General features: G+C 66.9%; 14 protein-coding genes. 10 read left to right on the top strand and 4 right to left on the bottom strand.

Annotation, left to right across the window (positions count from 1 at the left end):
* Nucleotides 1–9 precede the first annotated feature (9 nt).
* A complete protein-coding gene (locus ACEVQ6_RS04850) occupies nucleotides 10–939 on the top strand; it encodes an electron transfer flavoprotein subunit alpha/FixB family protein (RefSeq protein ID WP_374887765.1) in 930 nt (309 codons plus the stop codon).
* A gap of 83 nt (nucleotides 940–1,022) precedes the next feature.
* Here the strand turns inward: ACEVQ6_RS04850 and ACEVQ6_RS04845 are convergent, their stop codons facing one another.
* A complete protein-coding gene (locus tag ACEVQ6_RS04845; RefSeq protein ID WP_374887764.1) occupies nucleotides 1,023–3,455 on the bottom strand; it encodes a methyl-accepting chemotaxis protein in 2,433 nt (810 codons plus the stop codon).
* Between the two features lie 313 nt (nucleotides 3,456–3,768).
* Here ACEVQ6_RS04845 and ACEVQ6_RS04840 point away from each other — a divergent pair, with 313 nt between their 5' ends.
* From ACEVQ6_RS04840 to ACEVQ6_RS04820, 5 genes are all read left to right on the top strand, one after another.
* Nucleotides 3,769–4,641: a 3-hydroxybutyryl-CoA dehydrogenase gene (locus ACEVQ6_RS04840; RefSeq protein WP_374887763.1), complete on the top strand. Its 873-nt coding sequence runs from the start codon at nucleotides 3,769–3,771 to the stop codon at nucleotides 4,639–4,641.
* A 136-nt stretch (nucleotides 4,642–4,777) separates the two neighbouring features.
* Nucleotides 4,778–5,761 carry a sulfate ABC transporter substrate-binding protein gene (locus ACEVQ6_RS04835; RefSeq protein ID WP_374887762.1) on the top strand — a complete coding sequence of 328 codons (984 nt, stop codon included), beginning with the start codon at nucleotides 4,778–4,780 and terminating at the stop codon, nucleotides 5,759–5,761.
* A gap of 98 nt (nucleotides 5,762–5,859) precedes the next feature.
* On the top strand, nucleotides 5,860–6,681 hold the full coding sequence (gene cysT, locus ACEVQ6_RS04830; RefSeq protein ID WP_374887761.1) for a sulfate ABC transporter permease subunit CysT: 822 nt from the start codon (nucleotides 5,860–5,862) through the stop codon (nucleotides 6,679–6,681).
* A gap of 4 nt (nucleotides 6,682–6,685) precedes the next feature.
* Nucleotides 6,686–7,579: a sulfate ABC transporter permease subunit CysW gene (gene cysW / locus ACEVQ6_RS04825; protein ID WP_374887760.1), complete on the top strand. Its 894-nt coding sequence runs from the start codon at nucleotides 6,686–6,688 to the stop codon at nucleotides 7,577–7,579.
* Nucleotides 7,576–8,607 (top strand): sulfate/molybdate ABC transporter ATP-binding protein, encoded by a 1,032-nt coding sequence (locus ACEVQ6_RS04820; RefSeq protein WP_374887759.1) that lies wholly within the window; start codon nucleotides 7,576–7,578, stop codon nucleotides 8,605–8,607. Before cysW ends, ACEVQ6_RS04820 begins: the two co-directional genes overlap by 4 nt.
* On the opposite strand, the gene tlpA is transcribed toward ACEVQ6_RS04820, so the two are convergent.
* The gene (gene tlpA / locus ACEVQ6_RS04815; protein WP_374887758.1) at nucleotides 8,608–9,288 is read right to left on the bottom strand and encodes a thiol:disulfide interchange protein TlpA; all 681 of its coding nucleotides are present in this window, start codon (nucleotides 9,286–9,288) and stop codon (nucleotides 8,608–8,610) included.
* A gap of 28 nt (nucleotides 9,289–9,316) precedes the next feature.
* Between tlpA and argH the strand changes: the two genes are divergently transcribed.
* From argH to ACEVQ6_RS04795, 4 genes are all read left to right on the top strand, one after another.
* On the top strand, nucleotides 9,317–10,720 hold the full coding sequence (gene argH / locus ACEVQ6_RS04810; protein ID WP_374887757.1) for an argininosuccinate lyase: 1,404 nt from the start codon (nucleotides 9,317–9,319) through the stop codon (nucleotides 10,718–10,720).
* A 79-nt stretch (nucleotides 10,721–10,799) separates the two neighbouring features.
* A complete protein-coding gene (gene lptM / locus ACEVQ6_RS04805) occupies nucleotides 10,800–10,994 on the top strand; it encodes an LPS translocon maturation chaperone LptM (RefSeq protein ID WP_374887756.1) in 195 nt (64 codons plus the stop codon).
* 14 nt (nucleotides 10,995–11,008) lie between these two features.
* Entirely contained in the window at nucleotides 11,009–12,277 is a 1,269-nt protein-coding gene (gene lysA, locus ACEVQ6_RS04800) for a diaminopimelate decarboxylase (protein ID WP_374887755.1), read from the top strand.
* Nucleotides 12,278–12,458: 181 nt separating this feature from the next.
* Nucleotides 12,459–15,098 (top strand): TIGR02302 family protein, encoded by a 2,640-nt coding sequence (locus tag ACEVQ6_RS04795; protein WP_374887754.1) that lies wholly within the window; start codon nucleotides 12,459–12,461, stop codon nucleotides 15,096–15,098.
* A gap of 98 nt (nucleotides 15,099–15,196) precedes the next feature.
* Here ACEVQ6_RS04795 and ACEVQ6_RS04790 read toward each other — a convergent pair whose 3' ends face one another.
* Both ACEVQ6_RS04790 and hpt read right to left on the bottom strand, forming a co-directional pair.
* Nucleotides 15,197–15,487: a tyrosyl-tRNA synthetase gene (locus ACEVQ6_RS04790; protein ID WP_374887753.1), complete on the bottom strand. Its 291-nt coding sequence runs from the start codon at nucleotides 15,485–15,487 to the stop codon at nucleotides 15,197–15,199.
* A 561-nt stretch (nucleotides 15,488–16,048) separates the two neighbouring features.
* Nucleotides 16,049–16,591 (bottom strand): hypoxanthine phosphoribosyltransferase, encoded by a 543-nt coding sequence (gene hpt / locus ACEVQ6_RS04785; RefSeq protein WP_374887752.1) that lies wholly within the window; start codon nucleotides 16,589–16,591, stop codon nucleotides 16,049–16,051.
* Nucleotides 16,592–16,652 lie beyond the last annotated feature (61 nt).

Raw genomic sequence — 16,652 nt, 5'->3', positions numbered from 1 at the left:
GATCAGACCATGGCCATTCTTCTTCTGGCGGATCACGACAACGCCACCCTTTCCGACCAGACCGCCAAGGCGCTGACCGCGGCGACCGAGATCGGCGGCGAGGTCCATGTCCTCGTCGCCGGTTCGGGTGCCGGCGCGGTCGCCGAGGCGGCTGCGAAGCTCGCGGGCGTGTCGAAGGTGCTGGTCGCCGACGACGCCGCGCTGGCAAAGCAGCTCGCCGAGCCGCTTTCGGCGCTGATCGTCTCGCTTGCCGGCGCCTATGACGTGATCATCGCCGCCGCCACCTCGACCGGGAAGAACGTGCTGCCGCGCGTCGCGGCCCTTCTCGACGTGGCGCAGGTCTCGGAGATCATCGCCGTCGTCGCGCCCGATACGTTCAAACGGCCGATCTATGCCGGCAACGCGATCCAGACCGTGCAGTCGACCGACGCGAAGAAGGTGATCACCGTGCGCACCGCCTCCTTCGCCGCCGCCGCCGAAGGCGGCTCGGCGACGGTCGAGACGGTGGCCGCCGCCGCGGATCCCGGCGTCTCCAGCCATGTCGCCGATGCGCTGTCGGCCTCCGAGCGCCCGGAACTGACCTCGGCGAAGATCATCATCTCCGGCGGCCGCGCGCTCGGCTCCTCGGAGAAGTTCCAGGAGGTGATCCTGCCGCTCGCCGACAAGCTCGGCGCGGCCGTCGGCGCAAGCCGTGCGGCGGTCGATGCCGGCTACGCGCCGAACGACTGGCAGGTCGGCCAGACCGGCAAGGTCGTGGCGCCGCAGCTCTATATCGCCGCCGGCATCTCCGGCGCGATCCAGCATCTGGCGGGCATGAAGGATTCCAAGGTGATCGTCGCGATCAACAAGGACGAGGAGGCGCCGATCTTCCAGGTCGCCGATTACGGCCTCGTCGGCGACCTGTTCGAGATCCTGCCTGAACTCGAAAAAGCGCTCTGAGGCGCCTTCACGATCGGACGATAAACAAGAAAGGCGCCGCAGGATCTTTCCCCGGCGCCTTTTCCTTTTGCATGAGAGACGGCTCAGAACTCTTCCCAGTCGCCGGCCGCATCCGACGTGCCCGTCGCCCGGCGTCCCTGGAATCCGGAGGAGACCGACTCGATCAGCGCGCGGGCCGGCGAGGGACGACGCTCGGCCGAGCTGGCCGCAGCGACAAGGCGCGGCGCGGCAGCACGGTGCCCGGCGCCGGGAGACATGCCCCCAGACGACATGCCCGCTGACAATAGGCCCTCGGCCATCTGGAACTGCGCGACGATGCCGCTCAGCGCCCGCATGTCGGTCGAAAGCCCGGTCATGCCGGCATGGGTGCGCTCGGCCATCACCGAATTCTGCTGCGTCGCCTGCTCCATCTGCCCGACAGCGACGGAGATCTCACGCACGCTGGTCGACTGGTCGGCCGCCGCCGAGGCGATCGAAGCGATCTGGTCGTTGATCAGCGAGACCTGGACGGCGATGTCGCCGAGCGCCTTGCCCGTCTGCTGCACCAGGCCGACGCCGGTCTCGACCGCTTCTCCCGATTTCGAGATCAGGTCCTTGATCTCCTTAGCCGCCCGGGCGGAGCGCTGCGCGAGTTCGCGCACCTCCTGCGCCACGACGGCAAAGCCCTTGCCGGCATCGCCCGCCCGCGCCGCCTCGACGCCGGCATTGAGCGCCAGCAGGTTCGTCTGGAAGGCGATCTCGTCGATGACGTTGAGGATGTTGGAGATCTCCCGCGAGGCCGCCTCGATCCGCTCCATCGCGTCGACCGCCGAGGCGACGATGGCGCCAGACCGGTCGGTGCTGACCTTGGCGGCGCCGACCATGCGGCTCGCCTCGGCCGCGCGCTCCGTCGAATTGCGGATCGCCTCAGTGATCTGGGTGAGCACGGCCGAGGTTTCCTCGAGCGAGGCCGCCTGCTGCTCGGAGCGCCGCGACAGTTCGTCCGTGTCCGCACCCATCTGCGCCGCCGTGCGGTTGACGGAGGCGGTGTTCGCCGCCACCTCGCCGATCGTGTGGGCGAGCCGGTCGATCGAATGATTGAAGTCGACGCGCAGCCGGTCGAGGCCTTCGGGGAACTCCGTCTCGATGCGCGCGGTCAGGTCGCCGGCCGCAAGCCGCCGCAGGCCGTCGCCCAGTGTCGTCACCGTCTGCTGAAGGCGCGCGGTTTCCTCGCGGCGCAGCCGGTCGCGTTCGGCCCGCTCCGTGTCCGACATCGACCGGTCGCGCTCGGCCTCGGCCTCGATGCGCTCCTTCTCGATCGCCGCGTCGCGGAAGACGGCGACGGAGCGGACCATGTCGCCGATCTCGTCCTTGCGCTGATCGCCTTCGATCGCGATCGACGTGTCGCCGGCGGCAAGGCGGCTCATCGCGTCCACCAGCCGCTTGATCGGCCGGACCAGCGAATGGGAGAACATCACGGCGGCGGCAGCGGCGGCGAGGAACAGCACGACGGCCGCGATCAGGATCGCCTTGCTCGTCTCGACCAGCGCCGAGAACGCCTCGCCTTCGCCGAGCAGCGCCACGACGGAATAGGTCTTGCCGGCAAAGGTCAGCGGCACGGCGGCGGCGATGCTCGTCATGTCGCGGTAGCCGGCAAGGCTGCCCGTCGTCATGTCGCCCTGCCCCGTGGCGCTCATCGCGGAGAGATCGAGGGAGACCGCACCGGCATCGTCCTCCGGCGTCAGCGACGAATCGGTGACGAGGCTGCCGCCGCTTCCGGTCAGCACCGTCTCGCCGGTCTCGCCGAGGCCGGTGCGGTTGGAGAACATCTGGTTGAGCCGGGTGTTGGGCAGGAGCACCGCGATGACGCCGACCTTGACGCTGCCCATGAACAGCGGCGCGGCCATGTAGCTCGCCGTCATCTTCGACGCGCCATAGGGAGCGAAGCCGGTGAAGACGAAGAAATTCTTGTCGTCGCTGGCGCTCGCCTCGGCAAAGACCGCGCCGAGCGGCGTGTCCTTCAGCGTGCCGTCCTTGGCGTTCTCGCCATATTCGGTGTTCTTCTGCAGCGTGTAGACGACGTTGCCGCGCGAATCGATGAGGAAGATGTCGGCATAGCCCTGCTCGGCCGCCTGCGCCCGCATCAGCGGGTGGTATTTCGCATGGTTGCTGTCATAGGTGTCGACCCGCGCGGTGTCGTAGAGCGCCCGCTGGCCTTCGGGATTGGGGTTCTTGGCAACATAGCGGTCCTTGAGCGTCGCGGTCGGGTTGTCGCCGAGATAGCGCCAGTCGCCGCGGAACTTGTGCAGCGCCTCGCCGGTCGTCTCCACGCTGGTGAAGGACTGAAGACCGGTCGACAGGTTGTCGAAATAGAGCCGCGCCTCGTTGCGGCGGCCGTCGGCCGTCGCCTCCAGCTTGGCGACGACCTCCTGGCGCATGACGGGCGTCATGACGGTGATCGCGACGGCGGCGGACGCGCCGATGGCGAAGACGGTGAGAAGCGACGCGAAAACGGGCAGTTTGCGGGCAATACGCATGGAACGGTGGCCTCCGCAGGCAGGGTCCCAGGGGAACCGGACAGACATGTGCTGAAAATGATCGGGGCCCGCGTCATGCGATCCCGGCGACACGCCTGCCCCTCTTCACGGATCAGATTGCAACTTTCGCGTTGAGAAGAGATTAATCTAAAATACCGTCATTTGCGGTAGGACCTGCCTTGCCTTCGACACGGGCATCTGCGGATTGGGGCTGGAAAAAGGCGGCTTCTCGTTTTATCACTCTGGCTCGGAGCTGCCGGGCGGAAATCCTCCGCCCGACGGGCAGCGGCGTCTGCGGAGGAAAAGCGGCTCAATGATCAAGACCATCGGCATCATCGGCGCGGGACAGATGGGCTGCGGCATCGCCCATGTGTCGGCGACAGCGGGCTACAAGGTCCAGATCTACGACATCTCGCCGGAAAAGATCGAGGTCGGGCTCGCCACGATCAACGGCAACCTCGCCCGCCAGGTCTCCTCCGGCAAGATGACCGACGACGACCGCAAGAAGGCGCTGGCCCTGATCAAGGGCTCGGCCGACGTCAACGACCTGTCGCCGACCGACCTCGTCATCGAGGCGGCGACCGAGGACGAGAGCGTCAAGCGCAGGATCTACGGCCAGGTCTGTCCGGTGCTCAAGCCCGAGACGATTCTCGCGACCAACACGTCGTCCCTGTCGATCACCCGGCTCGCCTCGGCCACCGACCGCCCCGAACGCTTCATGGGCATCCACTTCATGAACCCGGTGCCGGTGATGAAGCTGGTCGAGCTGGTGCGCGGCATCGCCACCGAGGAAGGCACCTTCGCCGCCGCCAAGGCCTTCGTCGCCACGCTGGACAAGACGATCACCGTGGCGGAGGATTTTCCCGCCTTCATCGTCAACCGCATCCTGCTGCCGATGATCAACGAGGCGATCTACACGCTCTACGAGGGGGTCGGCACCGTCGACGCCATCGACACGGCGATGAAGCTCGGCGCCAACCATCCGATGGGCCCGCTGCAGCTTGCCGATTTCATCGGGCTCGACACCTGCCTGTCGATCATGCAGGTGCTGCATGACGGGCTGGCGGACTCGAAGTACCGCCCCTGCCCGCTGCTGGTCAAATATGTCGAGGCCGGATGGCTCGGCCGCAAGTCCGGCCGCGGCTTCTACGACTATCGCGGCGAGGTGCCCGTTCCGACCCGGTGACGGCCCGGCGGGTCGGGCAGCGACGCGATGGAATGATTTTCCACGGGAGCGCCGATTGATGGGTCGTGTTGCCTCGGCTCCGGCGCAAAAACCGCTATTCTGGGCGAAAATCCCACCCGAAGAGGTTTTCGCTTCCATGAAACGCATCCTGCTCGTCGGCACCGCGCTCCTGTCGCTGGCCGTGTCGTCCTCCGCCTTTGCCGCCGACAAGCTGCTGAACGCCTCCTACGACATCTCGCGCGAGCTGTTCGAGAAGGTGAACGCCGCCTTCGTCGCGGCCCATCCGGGGGTCACCGTCGACCAGTCGCATGGCGGTTCGTCCAAGCAGGCCCGCGCCATCCTCGAAGGGCTCGAGGCCGACGTCGTCACCTTCAACCAGGTGACCGACATCGATGCCTTGGTGAAGGGCGGCTTCGTCTCGGAAGACTGGCAGAAGGATTTCGCCAACAACGCCTCGCCCTACTACTCCTTCCCCGCCTTCCTCGTGCGCGAAGGCAATCCGAAGGGCATCAAGGACTGGGGCGACCTCGTGCGCGAGGATGTGAAGGTCGTCTTCCCGAACCCGAAGACCTCCGGCAATGCGCGCTACACCTATCTCGCCGCCACCGCCTACGCCAAGGAGACGTTCGAGAACGACCCGGCCAAGGTCGAGGCGTTCATCGCCGGCGTCTTCAACAACGTTCCCGTCTTCGATACCGGCGGGCGCGCCGCCACGACCACCTTCGTCGAGCGCGAGATCGGCGACGTGCTGATCACCTTCGAGGCCGAGACCAAGGGCATCGCCCGCGAGTTCGGCGAGGACAAGTTCGACATTGTCGTCCCCTCCGTCAGCCTGCTCGCCGAATTCCCGGTCGCCATCGTCGACAAGGTGGTCGACAAGAAGGGCTCGCGCGACCTGGCAAAGTCCTATCTCGACTTCCTCTACACGCCGGAAGGCCAGAAGATCCTCGCCGAAAACGGCAACCGCGTGAACGATCCGGCGGTCGCCGATGCGTTCAAGGCCGAGTTCCCCGAGATCCGCCTCGTCAAGATCGAGGACGTCTTCGGCGGCTGGGGCCAGGTGAAGAAGGAACATTTCGATGCCGGCGGAACGCTGGACAAGATCTACGGCGACCGTTGATCCTGACGCCGGAATGTGAAAGAGAACGGGAGGCCGCCGAGAGGCGGCCTCTTTGATTGTCGGCGCGTCGCCGTCCCTGACCCCTAAGGACGCTTGCCTTGGCTCGGCGGATTCTTCCAGGCTTTCCTCTCTCGCTCGGCATCACGCTGGTCTATGTCGCGATCATCGTCGTACTGCCGCTCGCGGCCCTCGTCATCAAGGCGGCGAGCCTCGGACCGGAGGATTACTGGCGGATTGTCTCGTCGAGCCGCGCCGTCGCCAGCTACCGCGTCACCGTGCTCTGCGCGCTTGGCGCCACCGCCTTCAACGTCGTCTTCGGCATGGCGCTCGCCTGGGTGCTGGTGCGCTACCGCTTTCCCGGCCGCCGGGTCGTCGATGCGCTGGTCGACCTGCCCTTTGCGCTGCCGACAGCGGTCGCCGGCATCTCGCTCACCACGCTCTTCGCCTCGAACGGCTGGTTCGGCTCGGCGCTCGCCGAGATCGGCATCAAGGTCGCCTACACGCCGCTCGGCATCATGGTCGCCATGGCCTTCACCAGCCTGCCCTTCGTCGTGCGCACGGTGCAGCCGGTGCTGGAGGAGCTCGATCCGGCGCTCGAGGAGGCGGGCCAGACGCTCGGCGCCGGCGACCTGTCGATCTTCCGCACGGTGATCCTGCCGCTGCTGACGCCGGCGCTGCTGGCCGGCCTGTCGCTCTCGTTTGCCCGCAGCCTCGGCGAGTTCGGCGCGATCATCTTCATCGCCGGCAATCAGCCGAACGAGACGGAGATCACCGCCCTCCTCGCCTTCATCCGCCTGGAGGAATACGACTATCCGGCCTCCGCCGCGATCGCCTCGGTGATGCTGATCACCGCCTTCGCCATGCTGGTCGTCACCAACACGCTGCAGGCGCGGGCGCTGCGCTACACCGCGAGGAGCTGAGCCGATGCGCAGGACACGCCGGAAGACGCCGCCCCGCGTCGGCGACCAGCCGCTGTTTCGCGCGATCCTCATCGCGGTCGTGCTTGCCTTCGTCGCGCTGATCGTCGTGGCGCCACTCACCGTCATCGCCTACCAGGCCTTCTCGATGGGTTATGGCTATTTCGCCGAGACGATCGCTCATGCCGACACCCGCCACGCGATCCTGCTGACAGTGCTGACGGCCCTCATCGCCGTACCGGTCAACACCGCCTTCGGCATCGCCGCCGCCTGGGCGATCACCAAGTTCGACTTTCCCGGCCGCCGCCTTCTCCTCGTCGTCATCGAGATCCCCTTCTCGATCTCGCCGATCGTCGCCGGCGTTTCCTATCTTTTCGTCTACGGCCTTCAGGGCCTGTTCGGCGAGATGCTGCAGCAGGCGGACGTCAAGATCCTCTTCGCCCTTCCCGGCATCGTGCTCGCCTCGATGTTCGTCACCGCCCCCTTCGTCGCGCGCGAGCTGATCCCGCTGATGCAGGCGCAGGGGCGCGACCTCGAGGAGGCCGCGACCTCGCTCGGCGCCAGCGGCTGGCGCACCTTCCTGAGCGTGACGCTCCCCAACATCAAATGGGCCCTGCTTTACGGCGTCGTGCTCTGCAACGCCCGCGTCATGGGCGAATTCGGCGCGGTCTCGGTCGTGTCCGGCAATATCCGCGGCCAGACCAACACACTGCCGCTGCATATCGAACTGCTCTACCACGACTACAATGCCGTCGGCGCCTTCGCCGCCGCCTCGATCCTCGCCGTCCTCGCCGTCGTCACGCTGGTTGCCAAGCTGCTGCTGGAGCGGCGCGGGGCGGGCCGCGGGCGCCGCCCCTCCGCGCTCGCCGGGCCGATCCCCGTTCAGGAGACCACGCCATGAAGATCACCCTCGATCAGGTGGTGAAGACCTTCGACACGTTCCGCGCGGTGCACGGCGTATCGCTGGAGATCGAAAGCGGCGAGCTCGTCGCCCTGCTCGGCCCGTCCGGGTCCGGCAAGACGACAATCCTGCGCATGGTCGCCGGCCTCGAATTCGCCGATGGCGGCGCCATCCATTTCGGCGACGAGGACGCCACCGACATTCCGGTGCGCCATCGCGGCGTCGGCTTCGTCTTCCAGCATTACGCGCTCTTTCCGCACATGACCGTCGGCGAAAACATCGCCTTCGGCATGAAGGTCTCGGCGGTCAAGCGCTCGAGGGCGGAAATCGCGGCCCGCGTTTCCGAACTGTTAAGGCTCATCCAGCTCGAGGGTCTGGAGGATCGTTTTCCCGCGCAGATCTCCGGCGGCCAGCGCCAGCGCGTGGCGCTCGCCCGCGCGCTCGCCGTCGATCCGCGCGTGCTGCTCCTCGACGAGCCCTTCGGCGCGCTCGACGCCAATGTGCGCCGCGACCTGCGCCGCTGGCTGCGGGCGATCCACGAGGAACTCGGCATCACCACCCTTTTCGTCACCCACGACCAGGAGGAGGCGCTCGACCTTGCCGACCGCGTCGTCATCCTCGACAAGGGCCGCATCGTGCAGAACGGAACGCCGGAGGAGGTCTGCCGCACGCCAGCGAGCGCCTTCGTCATGAATTTTCTCGGCGACGCCAACCGGCTGTCGACGCGGGTTTCGGACGGGCGGGCGGAGATCCACGGCGTCGTCTTCGACGCGACCGGGATTCCCGACGGCGGCGCCGAGATCTTCTTCCGTCCCGCCGACGTCACCTGGCGCCAGGACGGGCGCGGCATTCCCGCCGTCATCGACCGGGTCATCGACCGGCCGGATTCGCGCCGCATCATCGCCCACACGATCGACGGTACCGACATCGAGTTCGACGCCTCGCCGGAATTCCCCGGCTTTTCCGGCATGAACGGCTTCCTCGACATCTACCGGCCGCGCATCTACGCAACCGAGGGCGGCCGCTGATCAGCCTTTCGGCGCCACGCCGGTCGCCGCCGTCACCAGCGCCTTCGCATCGGCGCTGTCCCAGATGGCCGGGCCGTTCATCGCCGCGACGAGGCAGCCGTTTGCGTCGAGAAGCAGCGTCACCGGCAGGCCGAAGGCGAGCCCTTCCTTCTTCAGCGTGTTGAACACGCCCATCGAGGCGTCGCGATAAAGACCGAGCGCGTCGACGCCCGTCTCCTCGAGGAAGGCCTTCGGCTTCTCGTCGTCGCCGGTGTCGATGTTGATCGCCACCACCTCGAAGCGATCGCCACCCATCGCCGCCTGCAGCGCGTTCAGCGCCGGCATCTCCTCGCGGCAGGGCACGCACCAGGTCGCCCAGAGATTGACGAGCAGCGTCTTGCCGGCGAAATCGTCGAGTGTCAGCGGCTTACCGCCATCGCCCGTAAAAGCCAGACCGGTCATCGGGCGCGGATCGTCGGCCGGCGCCATCGCCGCCACCTGGCCCTTCAGGAACGGCGTTACCGCCGCGACCGTCTCCTTCGCCAGCGGGCAGGAGGCCGCCGTCTGCACGCCGGCGCCGCCCGCACCATTGCCAGACCATGTTTCCTTCACGTATATCGCAGCCGCACCGGCGACGAGGCCGAGGACGGCCGCGGCGGCAATGAGACGGCCGGCCGGCCGGCGCGTCTTTTCATCTGTCATTGACAAAACTCCAGAACGGGCATCGAACATGGCTGACGGCGGATCGGAACCGAAATCCTCCAACACGATGTGGGGCGGACGCTTCGCGTCCGGCCCGGATGCGATCATGGAGGAGATAAATGCCTCGATCGGCTTCGACAAGAAGCTTTTCGCGCAGGATATCGCCGGGTCGAAGGCGCATGCGGCCATGCTGGCGCATCAGGGCATCATTTCCGCCGAGGATGAAGTCAAGATCGCTCACGGGCTGGACACGATCCTGTCAGAGATCGAGGGCGGCACCTTCGAATTCTCCCGCCGTCTCGAAGACATCCACATGAACGTCGAGTCGCGGCTCGCGACGCTGATCGGCCCCGCGGCCGGCCGCCTGCACACCGCCCGCTCGCGCAACGACCAGGTCGCCGTCGACTTCCGCCTGTGGGTGAAGGCGGAGATGGGCAAGGCCGAGCGGATGCTGACCGGCCTGATTGCCGCCTTCCTCGACCGCGCCGAGGAACATGCCGCGACCGTGATGCCGGGCTTCACCCATCTCCAGACCGCCCAGCCCGTCACCTTCGGCCATCACTGCATGGCCTATGTCGAGATGTTCGGCCGCGACCGCTCGCGCCTGCGCGACGCGATCGCCCGGCTTGACGAATCCCCGCTCGGCGCCGCCGCGCTCGCCGGCACGCCCTATCCGATCGACCGACACATGACGGCCGCCGCGCTCGGCTTCCGCGAGCCGACCCGCAATTCGATCGACACGGTCTCCGACCGCGACTTCGCGCTGGAATTCCTGTCGATCGCCGCGATCGCCGCCACGCATCTGTCGCGTCTCGCCGAAGAGATCGTCATCTGGTCGACGCCGCAATTCGGCTTCATCCGCCTGTCGGACGCCTTCTCCACCGGCTCCTCGATCATGCCGCAGAAGAAGAACCCGGATGCCGCCGAACTGGTGCGCGCCAAGACCGGCCGCATCAACGGCTCGCTGATCGCGCTGCTGACCGTGATGAAGGGCCTGCCGCTCGCCTATTCCAAGGACATGCAGGAGGACAAGGAACAGGTGTTCGACGCGGCGGAAAACATCGAGCTGGCGATCGCCGCCATGACCGGCATGGTCCGCGACATGACGATCAATGCCGACCGCATGAAGGCCGCCGCCGGCGCCGGCTTCTCGACCGCGACGGACCTCGCCGACTGGCTGGTGCGCGAGGTCGGCCTGCCCTTCCGCGACGCCCACCACGTCACCGGCCGCGCCGTCGCCGCCGCCGAGGCGAAGGGCTGCGATCTTGCCGGCCTGACGCTCGACGACCTGAAGGCGATCCACGGTGCGATCGACGCGCGCGTCTACGACGTGCTGACCGTCGAGGCCTCGGTCGCGAGCCGCACCTCCTTCGGCGGCACGTCGCCGGCCGGCGTGCGCAACCAGATCGCCTGGTGGCGCGAACGCCTCTAAGCGGCGATAGGGCGTGCAAGCGGGTGAAAATGCCGCTAAGAAGCAGCGACAACAGATCGGCGATGAAGGACCGGAACGGATGAGACTGCGACACAAGGCCCGCCTGGCCCTGGCATTGAGCCTGCTGCCGGTGCTCGCCCTTTCCGGCTGCGGCCGCAAGGGCGATCTCGACCGGCCGAGCGCGGCGGTCACCAACCAGAAACAGGCGCCCGGCACGGCGGAAAAAGCCGAGCCCGTCGCCGACAAGCCCTTCTTCCTCGATCCGCTTCTTTAAGAAAAGCAACGCCCGTGAACCATTTCGACTATCGCGACGGTATCCTCCATGCCGAGGACGTGGCCCTTCCGGAGATCGCCCGCGCCGTCGGCACGCCGTTCTACTGCTATTCGACCGCGACGCTGGAGCGGCACTACCATGTGTTCTCGCGCGCCTTCTCGGGCGTCGACGCCATGGTCTGCTATGCGATGAAGGCGAATTCGAACCAGGCGGTGCTGAGGACGCTCGGCCGGCTCGGCGCCGGCGTCGACGTCGTCTCCGAAGGCGAACTGCGCCGGGCGCTCGCGGCCGGCATTCCCGCCGAACGCATCATGTTCTCCGGCGTCGGCAAGACCGCGCGCGAGATGGATCTCGGCATCGCGGCCGGCATCTACTGCTTCAACGTCGAATCCGAGCCCGAACTCGAGCTCCTAAATGCCCGCGCGGTGAAGGCCGGGAGGACGGCACATGTCTCCTTCCGCATCAATCCGGACGTCGATGCCCGTACCCATGCGAAGATCTCGACGGGCAAGAAGGAAAACAAGTTCGGCATCTCCTACGAGCGCGCCCGCGCCGTCTATGCCCATGCCGCGACCCTTCCCGGCATCGACGTCACCGGCATCGACATGCATATCGGCAGCCAGATCACCGAGCTGCAGCCCTTCGAGGATGCCTTCCGGCTGCTGCGGGCGCTCGTCGACGTCCTGAGGGGCGACGGCCACCGCATCGACCATGTCGATATCGGCGGCGGGCTCGGCATCCCCTACAGGGACGACAACCAGCCGCCGCCGCTGCCCGACGCCTATGCCAGGATCGTCAAGAACGAGCTGCAATCGCTGAACTGCCGCATCGTCACCGAGCCGGGGCGCCTCATCGTCGGCAATGCAGGCATCCTTGTCACCGAGGTGCTCTACGTCAAGGACGGCGGTTCGAAGACCTTCGTCATCGTCGACGGCGCGATGAACGACCTGATCCGCCCGACGCTCTACGAGGCCTTTCACGAGATCCGTCCGGTGGCGATTTCGGCCGCCAACGCGCCGCGCATCCGCGCCGACGTCGTCGGCCCGGTCTGCGAAACCGGCGACTATCTAGCACTCGACCGCGAGATGGCGATGCCGAAGCCCGGCGACCTGATCGCCGTCGGCTCGGCCGGCGCCTATGGCGCGGTGCAGGCCGGTACCTACAATTCGCGCCTCCTCGTGCCGGAAGTGCTGGTCAGCGGCGACCGCTTCCATGTCATCCGCCCGCGCCGGACGTTCGAGGAGCTGATCGGGCTCGATTCCGTCCCCGACTGGCTCGACTGAGCCGCGGTCACGCCCTGCCAGCATCCGCCGGCAACGGGGCGCGGCCTCGGCGATACGGCGGGCGTGCCGCCTTTTCCATCACGATTTCGTTGCTGCCCTCGTCTTCGCCACAAACAGTGTTATCCTCCTCAGCGTCCAGGAGCCGGGAGTGCCGGCAGAGCGCCGAAAGGAACACGGACGGATGACGGAACGACGGCCGGACGCCACGGACCCTTCTTTCGCGCTTGGCCGCAGGCTCGCCTTCACGCGCCACGGGGCCCGCCTCGTGCTGTTTGCGGAAAGCCTCGCTCCGCGCCTGCTCGCGCCGCTATCCGTCGTCCTTCTGTTCCTGTCGACCGCCTGGCTCGGGCTTTTCCGCATCATGCCCCTCTGGCTGCATGGCGTGGCGCTTGTCGCCTTCGCGCTCGCGCTTGCCATAACGCTGCTGCCGCTGCTGCGCCTGCGCTGGCCGGCCACCGACGATGCCGACCGCATGCTCGAAGCCCGAAACGGGCTCAGACATCAGGCGATCCGCGTCCAGCACGACCGGCCGGCGACCGACAGCCCCTTCGCCGCGGCACTCTGGGCGGAGCACCAGGCCCGCATGGCGCGCCTCGTCGAGCGCCTCGACACCGGCCTGCCGCAACCCGACATCGCCCGCAGGGACCGCTACGGGCTGCGCGCCTTGCCGGTTCTGGTCGCGGTCGTCGCCTTCGCCTATTCCTATTCCAATCGCGCCGGCATGGTGTCGGACGCCGTCCATCTGCCGGAAGAGGCGGTGGCCGCGCCCGACATCCGCATCGATGCCTGGGTCACGCCCCCCGCCTATACCGGCCGCGCCCCCGTGTTCCTGACCGGCCGGACCGAAGGCGAGCCGCCGGCCGCCACCGAGGCATCGTCGCTCACCGTTCCGCAGTTCAGCGACCTGACGGTGCGCATCACCGGAGGCGTCGACCAACCCGTCACCTTCGCCCGCAAGGACGCGGCCGGCGCGCCGATCGTCGTCCCGGCCGAGGAGGCGAAGCTGCCGGAGGCAACCGCCACCGGCGAGGCGGCGGTCCCGGTGCCGCCGCCCGCGGGCGTTTCGACCCATCTTTACAAGGTCACCGCCGACGGCACGCTGACGGTCGGCGCGCGGACATGGACCTTCGCGGTCATCCCCGACGAGGCGCCGGAGATTTCCTTCGACGGCGATCCTCGAATCACGGTCAATGCGGCGCTCGACATCGGTTTCATCGGCAAGGACGATTACGGGCTTCAGGAGGCCCATGCGGAAATCCTGCCGCTGGAGGAGACTCCCGGCGCACGCCCGCTCTATCCGCTTCCCGACTACACGCTCGACCTGCCGCGCCGCAACGCGCGCGAGGCAAAGGGCGTGACCAGCAGGAACCTGACGGAACATCCGCTCGCCGGCAAACCGGTGCGCATCACGCTGGTGGCGACCGATGCCGCCGGCCAGGAGGGACGCAGCCAGCCGGTCGAGATGATCCTGCCGGCCCGCACCTTCTTCGAGCCGCTCGCCGGCGCCGTCGCCGAGCAGCGCCAGACCTTCGCGCTTGATGCCAATGCATTACCTCGGGCGCTGGAACTGAACGAGGCGCTGACCATCCGCCCCGAAGACACGATCCCGAACACGACCCATTTCCTGCTGCTCCAGTCAGCGCGCGCGCGCATGGAGCTCGCCCACAACGACGACATGCTGCGCGACGCGGCGCAGTATCTCTGGGAGATCGCGCTCGGCATCGAGGACGGCAACCTGTCGCTTGCCGAGCGGCGCCTGCGCGAGGCGCAGCAGGAGCTCTCCGACGCGCTCGACCGCAATGCGGGCGACGAGGAAATCTCGCGCCTGATGCAGGAACTGCGCGAGGCGATGCAGGAGTACATGCAGGCGCTCGCCGAGCAGGCGATGAAGAACCCGCAGGTCGCCGCCAATCCGGAGCAGAACAACGTGCTGCGCCAGCAGGACCTGCAGAAGATGATGGACCAGATCGAGAACCTGGCGAAGTCGGGTGCCAAGGACCAGGCGAAGCAGATGCTCTCCGAGCTGCAGCGGATGATGAACAATCTGCAGGCGGGCCGCATGCCGCCGAACCAGCAGCAGGGCCAGGACAACAGCGAGATGCGCCGGCAGATGGACAAGCTCGGCGAGCTGATGCAGCGCCAGCAGCAGCTGATGGAGCAGACCTTCCGCTTCGACCAGGCGCTGCGCGACCGGATGCAGACCGGCGACCCCCTGACCGGCGAGGATCAGGAAATGTTCGGCCAGGAGCAGGATCCCGGCCAGCAGGGGGGCGAGCAGCAGGGCGGACAGCAGGAAAGCCAGAACCCGCTCGACAGCATGACCGCCGAACAGCTGCGCGAGGCGCTGAAGCAGCTGCGCGCCCAGCAGGAAGCGCTCGGCAAGCAACTCGGAGAGTTGCAGCAGGGCATGGAAGGCATGGGCATGCAGCCGGGCAAGGGTTTCGGCAAGGCGCAGCAGGAGATGCAGGGCGCAGCCGGCGAACTCGGCAATGCGCAAGGCGAGCAGGCTCTCGGCAGCCAGGGCCGCGCGCTTCAGGCGCTGCGTGAAGGCGCGCAGGAGATGATGAACCAGATGCAGTCGCAGGGCCCCGGCCAGGGGCCTGGACAGGGCGTGCCGCAATTCGGCCAGAACGGCCGCGACCCGCTCGGCCGCCGGCAGCAGAACATGGGGCCGGATTTCGGCGAGCAGGTCAAGGTTCCCGACGAGATCGACACCCAGCGCGCGCGCCAGATCCTCGAGGAGATCCGCCGCCGGCTCGGCACCAACGCCTCGCCCGAGACGGAACGGCAATATCTGGAGCGCCTGTTGGACATCCGCTGATCCCGGCACGGGTTGCGAAAGAAGGCACCGTGGCGCGCGCGCCAGGTGCCACTTTCAAGGTCAGGTTTCTCGACGACCGAAGCGATGCGCGGCGGCGGTCAGCGGCAGACCAGCCGGTAGCCGACGGTGACCTTGTGGCCGTAATAGGGATCGTAGCGGCGGACCGGCTTTTCGAAGCAGTCGCGCCCTTCGTCGTAGCGCTCGTAGCGGTCGCGACGGCCGCTTTCGTACAGGCCGGCGCCGATCAGCCCGGCGGCGACACCGATCACGGCACCGGCGATGAAGCGGCCCTCGCGGCTGCCGGCCGAGGCGGTGGTGGCGGAAACGGAGAAGGCGGAGGTCGCGAGGACGACGACGGCCAGGGCGGAGAGAGCGGTCTTGCGGAACATGGGGATATCCTTTCTTCGGTGTGGGAGGCGAACCCTTCGTCCGCCGATGACCAGACACTAGGTCATCAGACTTTCGTGCGCTGTTCCACCGGTGACAGCCGTGCGGCACGGAAGCAGAGACCCCTCGGGCCAGTCACTTTGCTTCCCAGGACATCTGTCCTGTCGCAATGAAAAAGCCGCAGGCCTTGCGGGCGCTACGGCTCATCCTTCGGACAGGTCAACATAATCTCCATGTTTCAATCCGCGTCGTTTCAGTGCACGCCGACATCGCCTGAAGCGACCCGCGACCTTAACAATCCGCTCGCTGCTTCAGGTCCCTGTTTTCCGTCTATCGCTTGGCGACAGGCGCAACCATTTCCATAAAGTCGGCCTCAACCAGAAGATGCAGGACGTCGCCGTTTCCAACCGGCCTTTGTCGTCAGACGGATCCATGCTGTCCAATGCATCACTTGTATCAGAAGCTTCATGCGCGAATCCTCCCCTCTAAATACAATTAATACGACAATACGAAAAAAAATACACGCAATGCGGATTGATGGAAATTATCTTGACAGTCGGCCCTCACGCATCGCCGGTCACCACTCCGACGAAGGGCAGTTCGCGAAACGCATAGGCGACGTCCATGCCGTAGCCGACGACGAAATGGTCGGGACAGTCGAAGCCAACGTAATCGGCCTCGAAATCCGTCTGCCGATGGCCCTTCTTGTCGAGGAGCACCGCGACGGTGACGTTGCGCGCGCCGCGTTCGAAGAGGAGATCGCGGGCGAAGCTCAGCGTCCGGCCCGATTCGAGGATGTCGTCGACGAGGAGCACGTCCCGGTCGCGCACGTCGCTGTCGATGTCCTTGATGATCCTGACGCCGCGCGACACGGTACCCGATCCGTAGCTCGACAGCGTGATGAACTCGACTTCCGGGGCAAGGCCGGCCTCATGCATGCCGCGCAGGAGGTCGGCGGCGAAGATGAACGACCCCTTCAGCACCGCGATCACCAGGAGATCCTTCGTCGGCCCGCCGGCGATCTCGGCGGCGAGCTCGCGGTTGCGTGCGGCGATCGTCTCGGCCGGAAACAAGGGCTCGATGATCTTTCCTCGAATGACGGGCATGAAGGACTCCGGAAACGGTTGCGGTGCGGCACGGGTCCGACCGCGATAGCACAGCCCCCGG

Origin of the sequence: Ensifer soli (assembly GCF_041928815.1) — a bacterium.
Taxonomy (GTDB): domain Bacteria; phylum Pseudomonadota; class Alphaproteobacteria; order Rhizobiales; family Rhizobiaceae; genus JBHFEI01.
Note: the sequence above shows the minus strand (reverse complement) of the source record. Positions and strands in the feature narration are given on the sequence as shown.

Bases quoted from the DNA above. Each gene is read 5' to 3' on its own strand.
- ACEVQ6_RS04850 (WP_374887765.1), top strand. From the start codon at position 10: ATGGCCATTCTTCTTCTGGCGGATCACGACAACGCCACCCTTTCCGAC.
- ACEVQ6_RS04845 (WP_374887764.1), bottom strand. From the start codon at position 3,455: ATGCGTATTGCCCGCAAACTGCCCGTTTTCGCGTCGCTTCTCACCGTC.
- ACEVQ6_RS04840 (WP_374887763.1), top strand. From the start codon at position 3,769: ATGATCAAGACCATCGGCATCATCGGCGCGGGACAGATGGGCTGCGGC.
- ACEVQ6_RS04835 (WP_374887762.1), top strand. From the start codon at position 4,778: ATGAAACGCATCCTGCTCGTCGGCACCGCGCTCCTGTCGCTGGCCGTG.
- cysW (WP_374887760.1), top strand. From the start codon at position 6,686: ATGCGCAGGACACGCCGGAAGACGCCGCCCCGCGTCGGCGACCAGCCG.
- ACEVQ6_RS04820 (WP_374887759.1), top strand. From the start codon at position 7,576: ATGAAGATCACCCTCGATCAGGTGGTGAAGACCTTCGACACGTTCCGC.
- tlpA (WP_374887758.1), bottom strand. From the start codon at position 9,288: ATGACAGATGAAAAGACGCGCCGGCCGGCCGGCCGTCTCATTGCCGCC.
- argH (WP_374887757.1), top strand. From the start codon at position 9,317: ATGGCTGACGGCGGATCGGAACCGAAATCCTCCAACACGATGTGGGGC.
- lptM (WP_374887756.1), top strand. From the start codon at position 10,800: ATGAGACTGCGACACAAGGCCCGCCTGGCCCTGGCATTGAGCCTGCTG.
- ACEVQ6_RS04795 (WP_374887754.1), top strand. From the start codon at position 12,459: ATGACGGAACGACGGCCGGACGCCACGGACCCTTCTTTCGCGCTTGGC.
- ACEVQ6_RS04790 (WP_374887753.1), bottom strand. From the start codon at position 15,487: ATGTTCCGCAAGACCGCTCTCTCCGCCCTGGCCGTCGTCGTCCTCGCG.
- hpt (WP_374887752.1), bottom strand. From the start codon at position 16,591: ATGCCCGTCATTCGAGGAAAGATCATCGAGCCCTTGTTTCCGGCCGAG.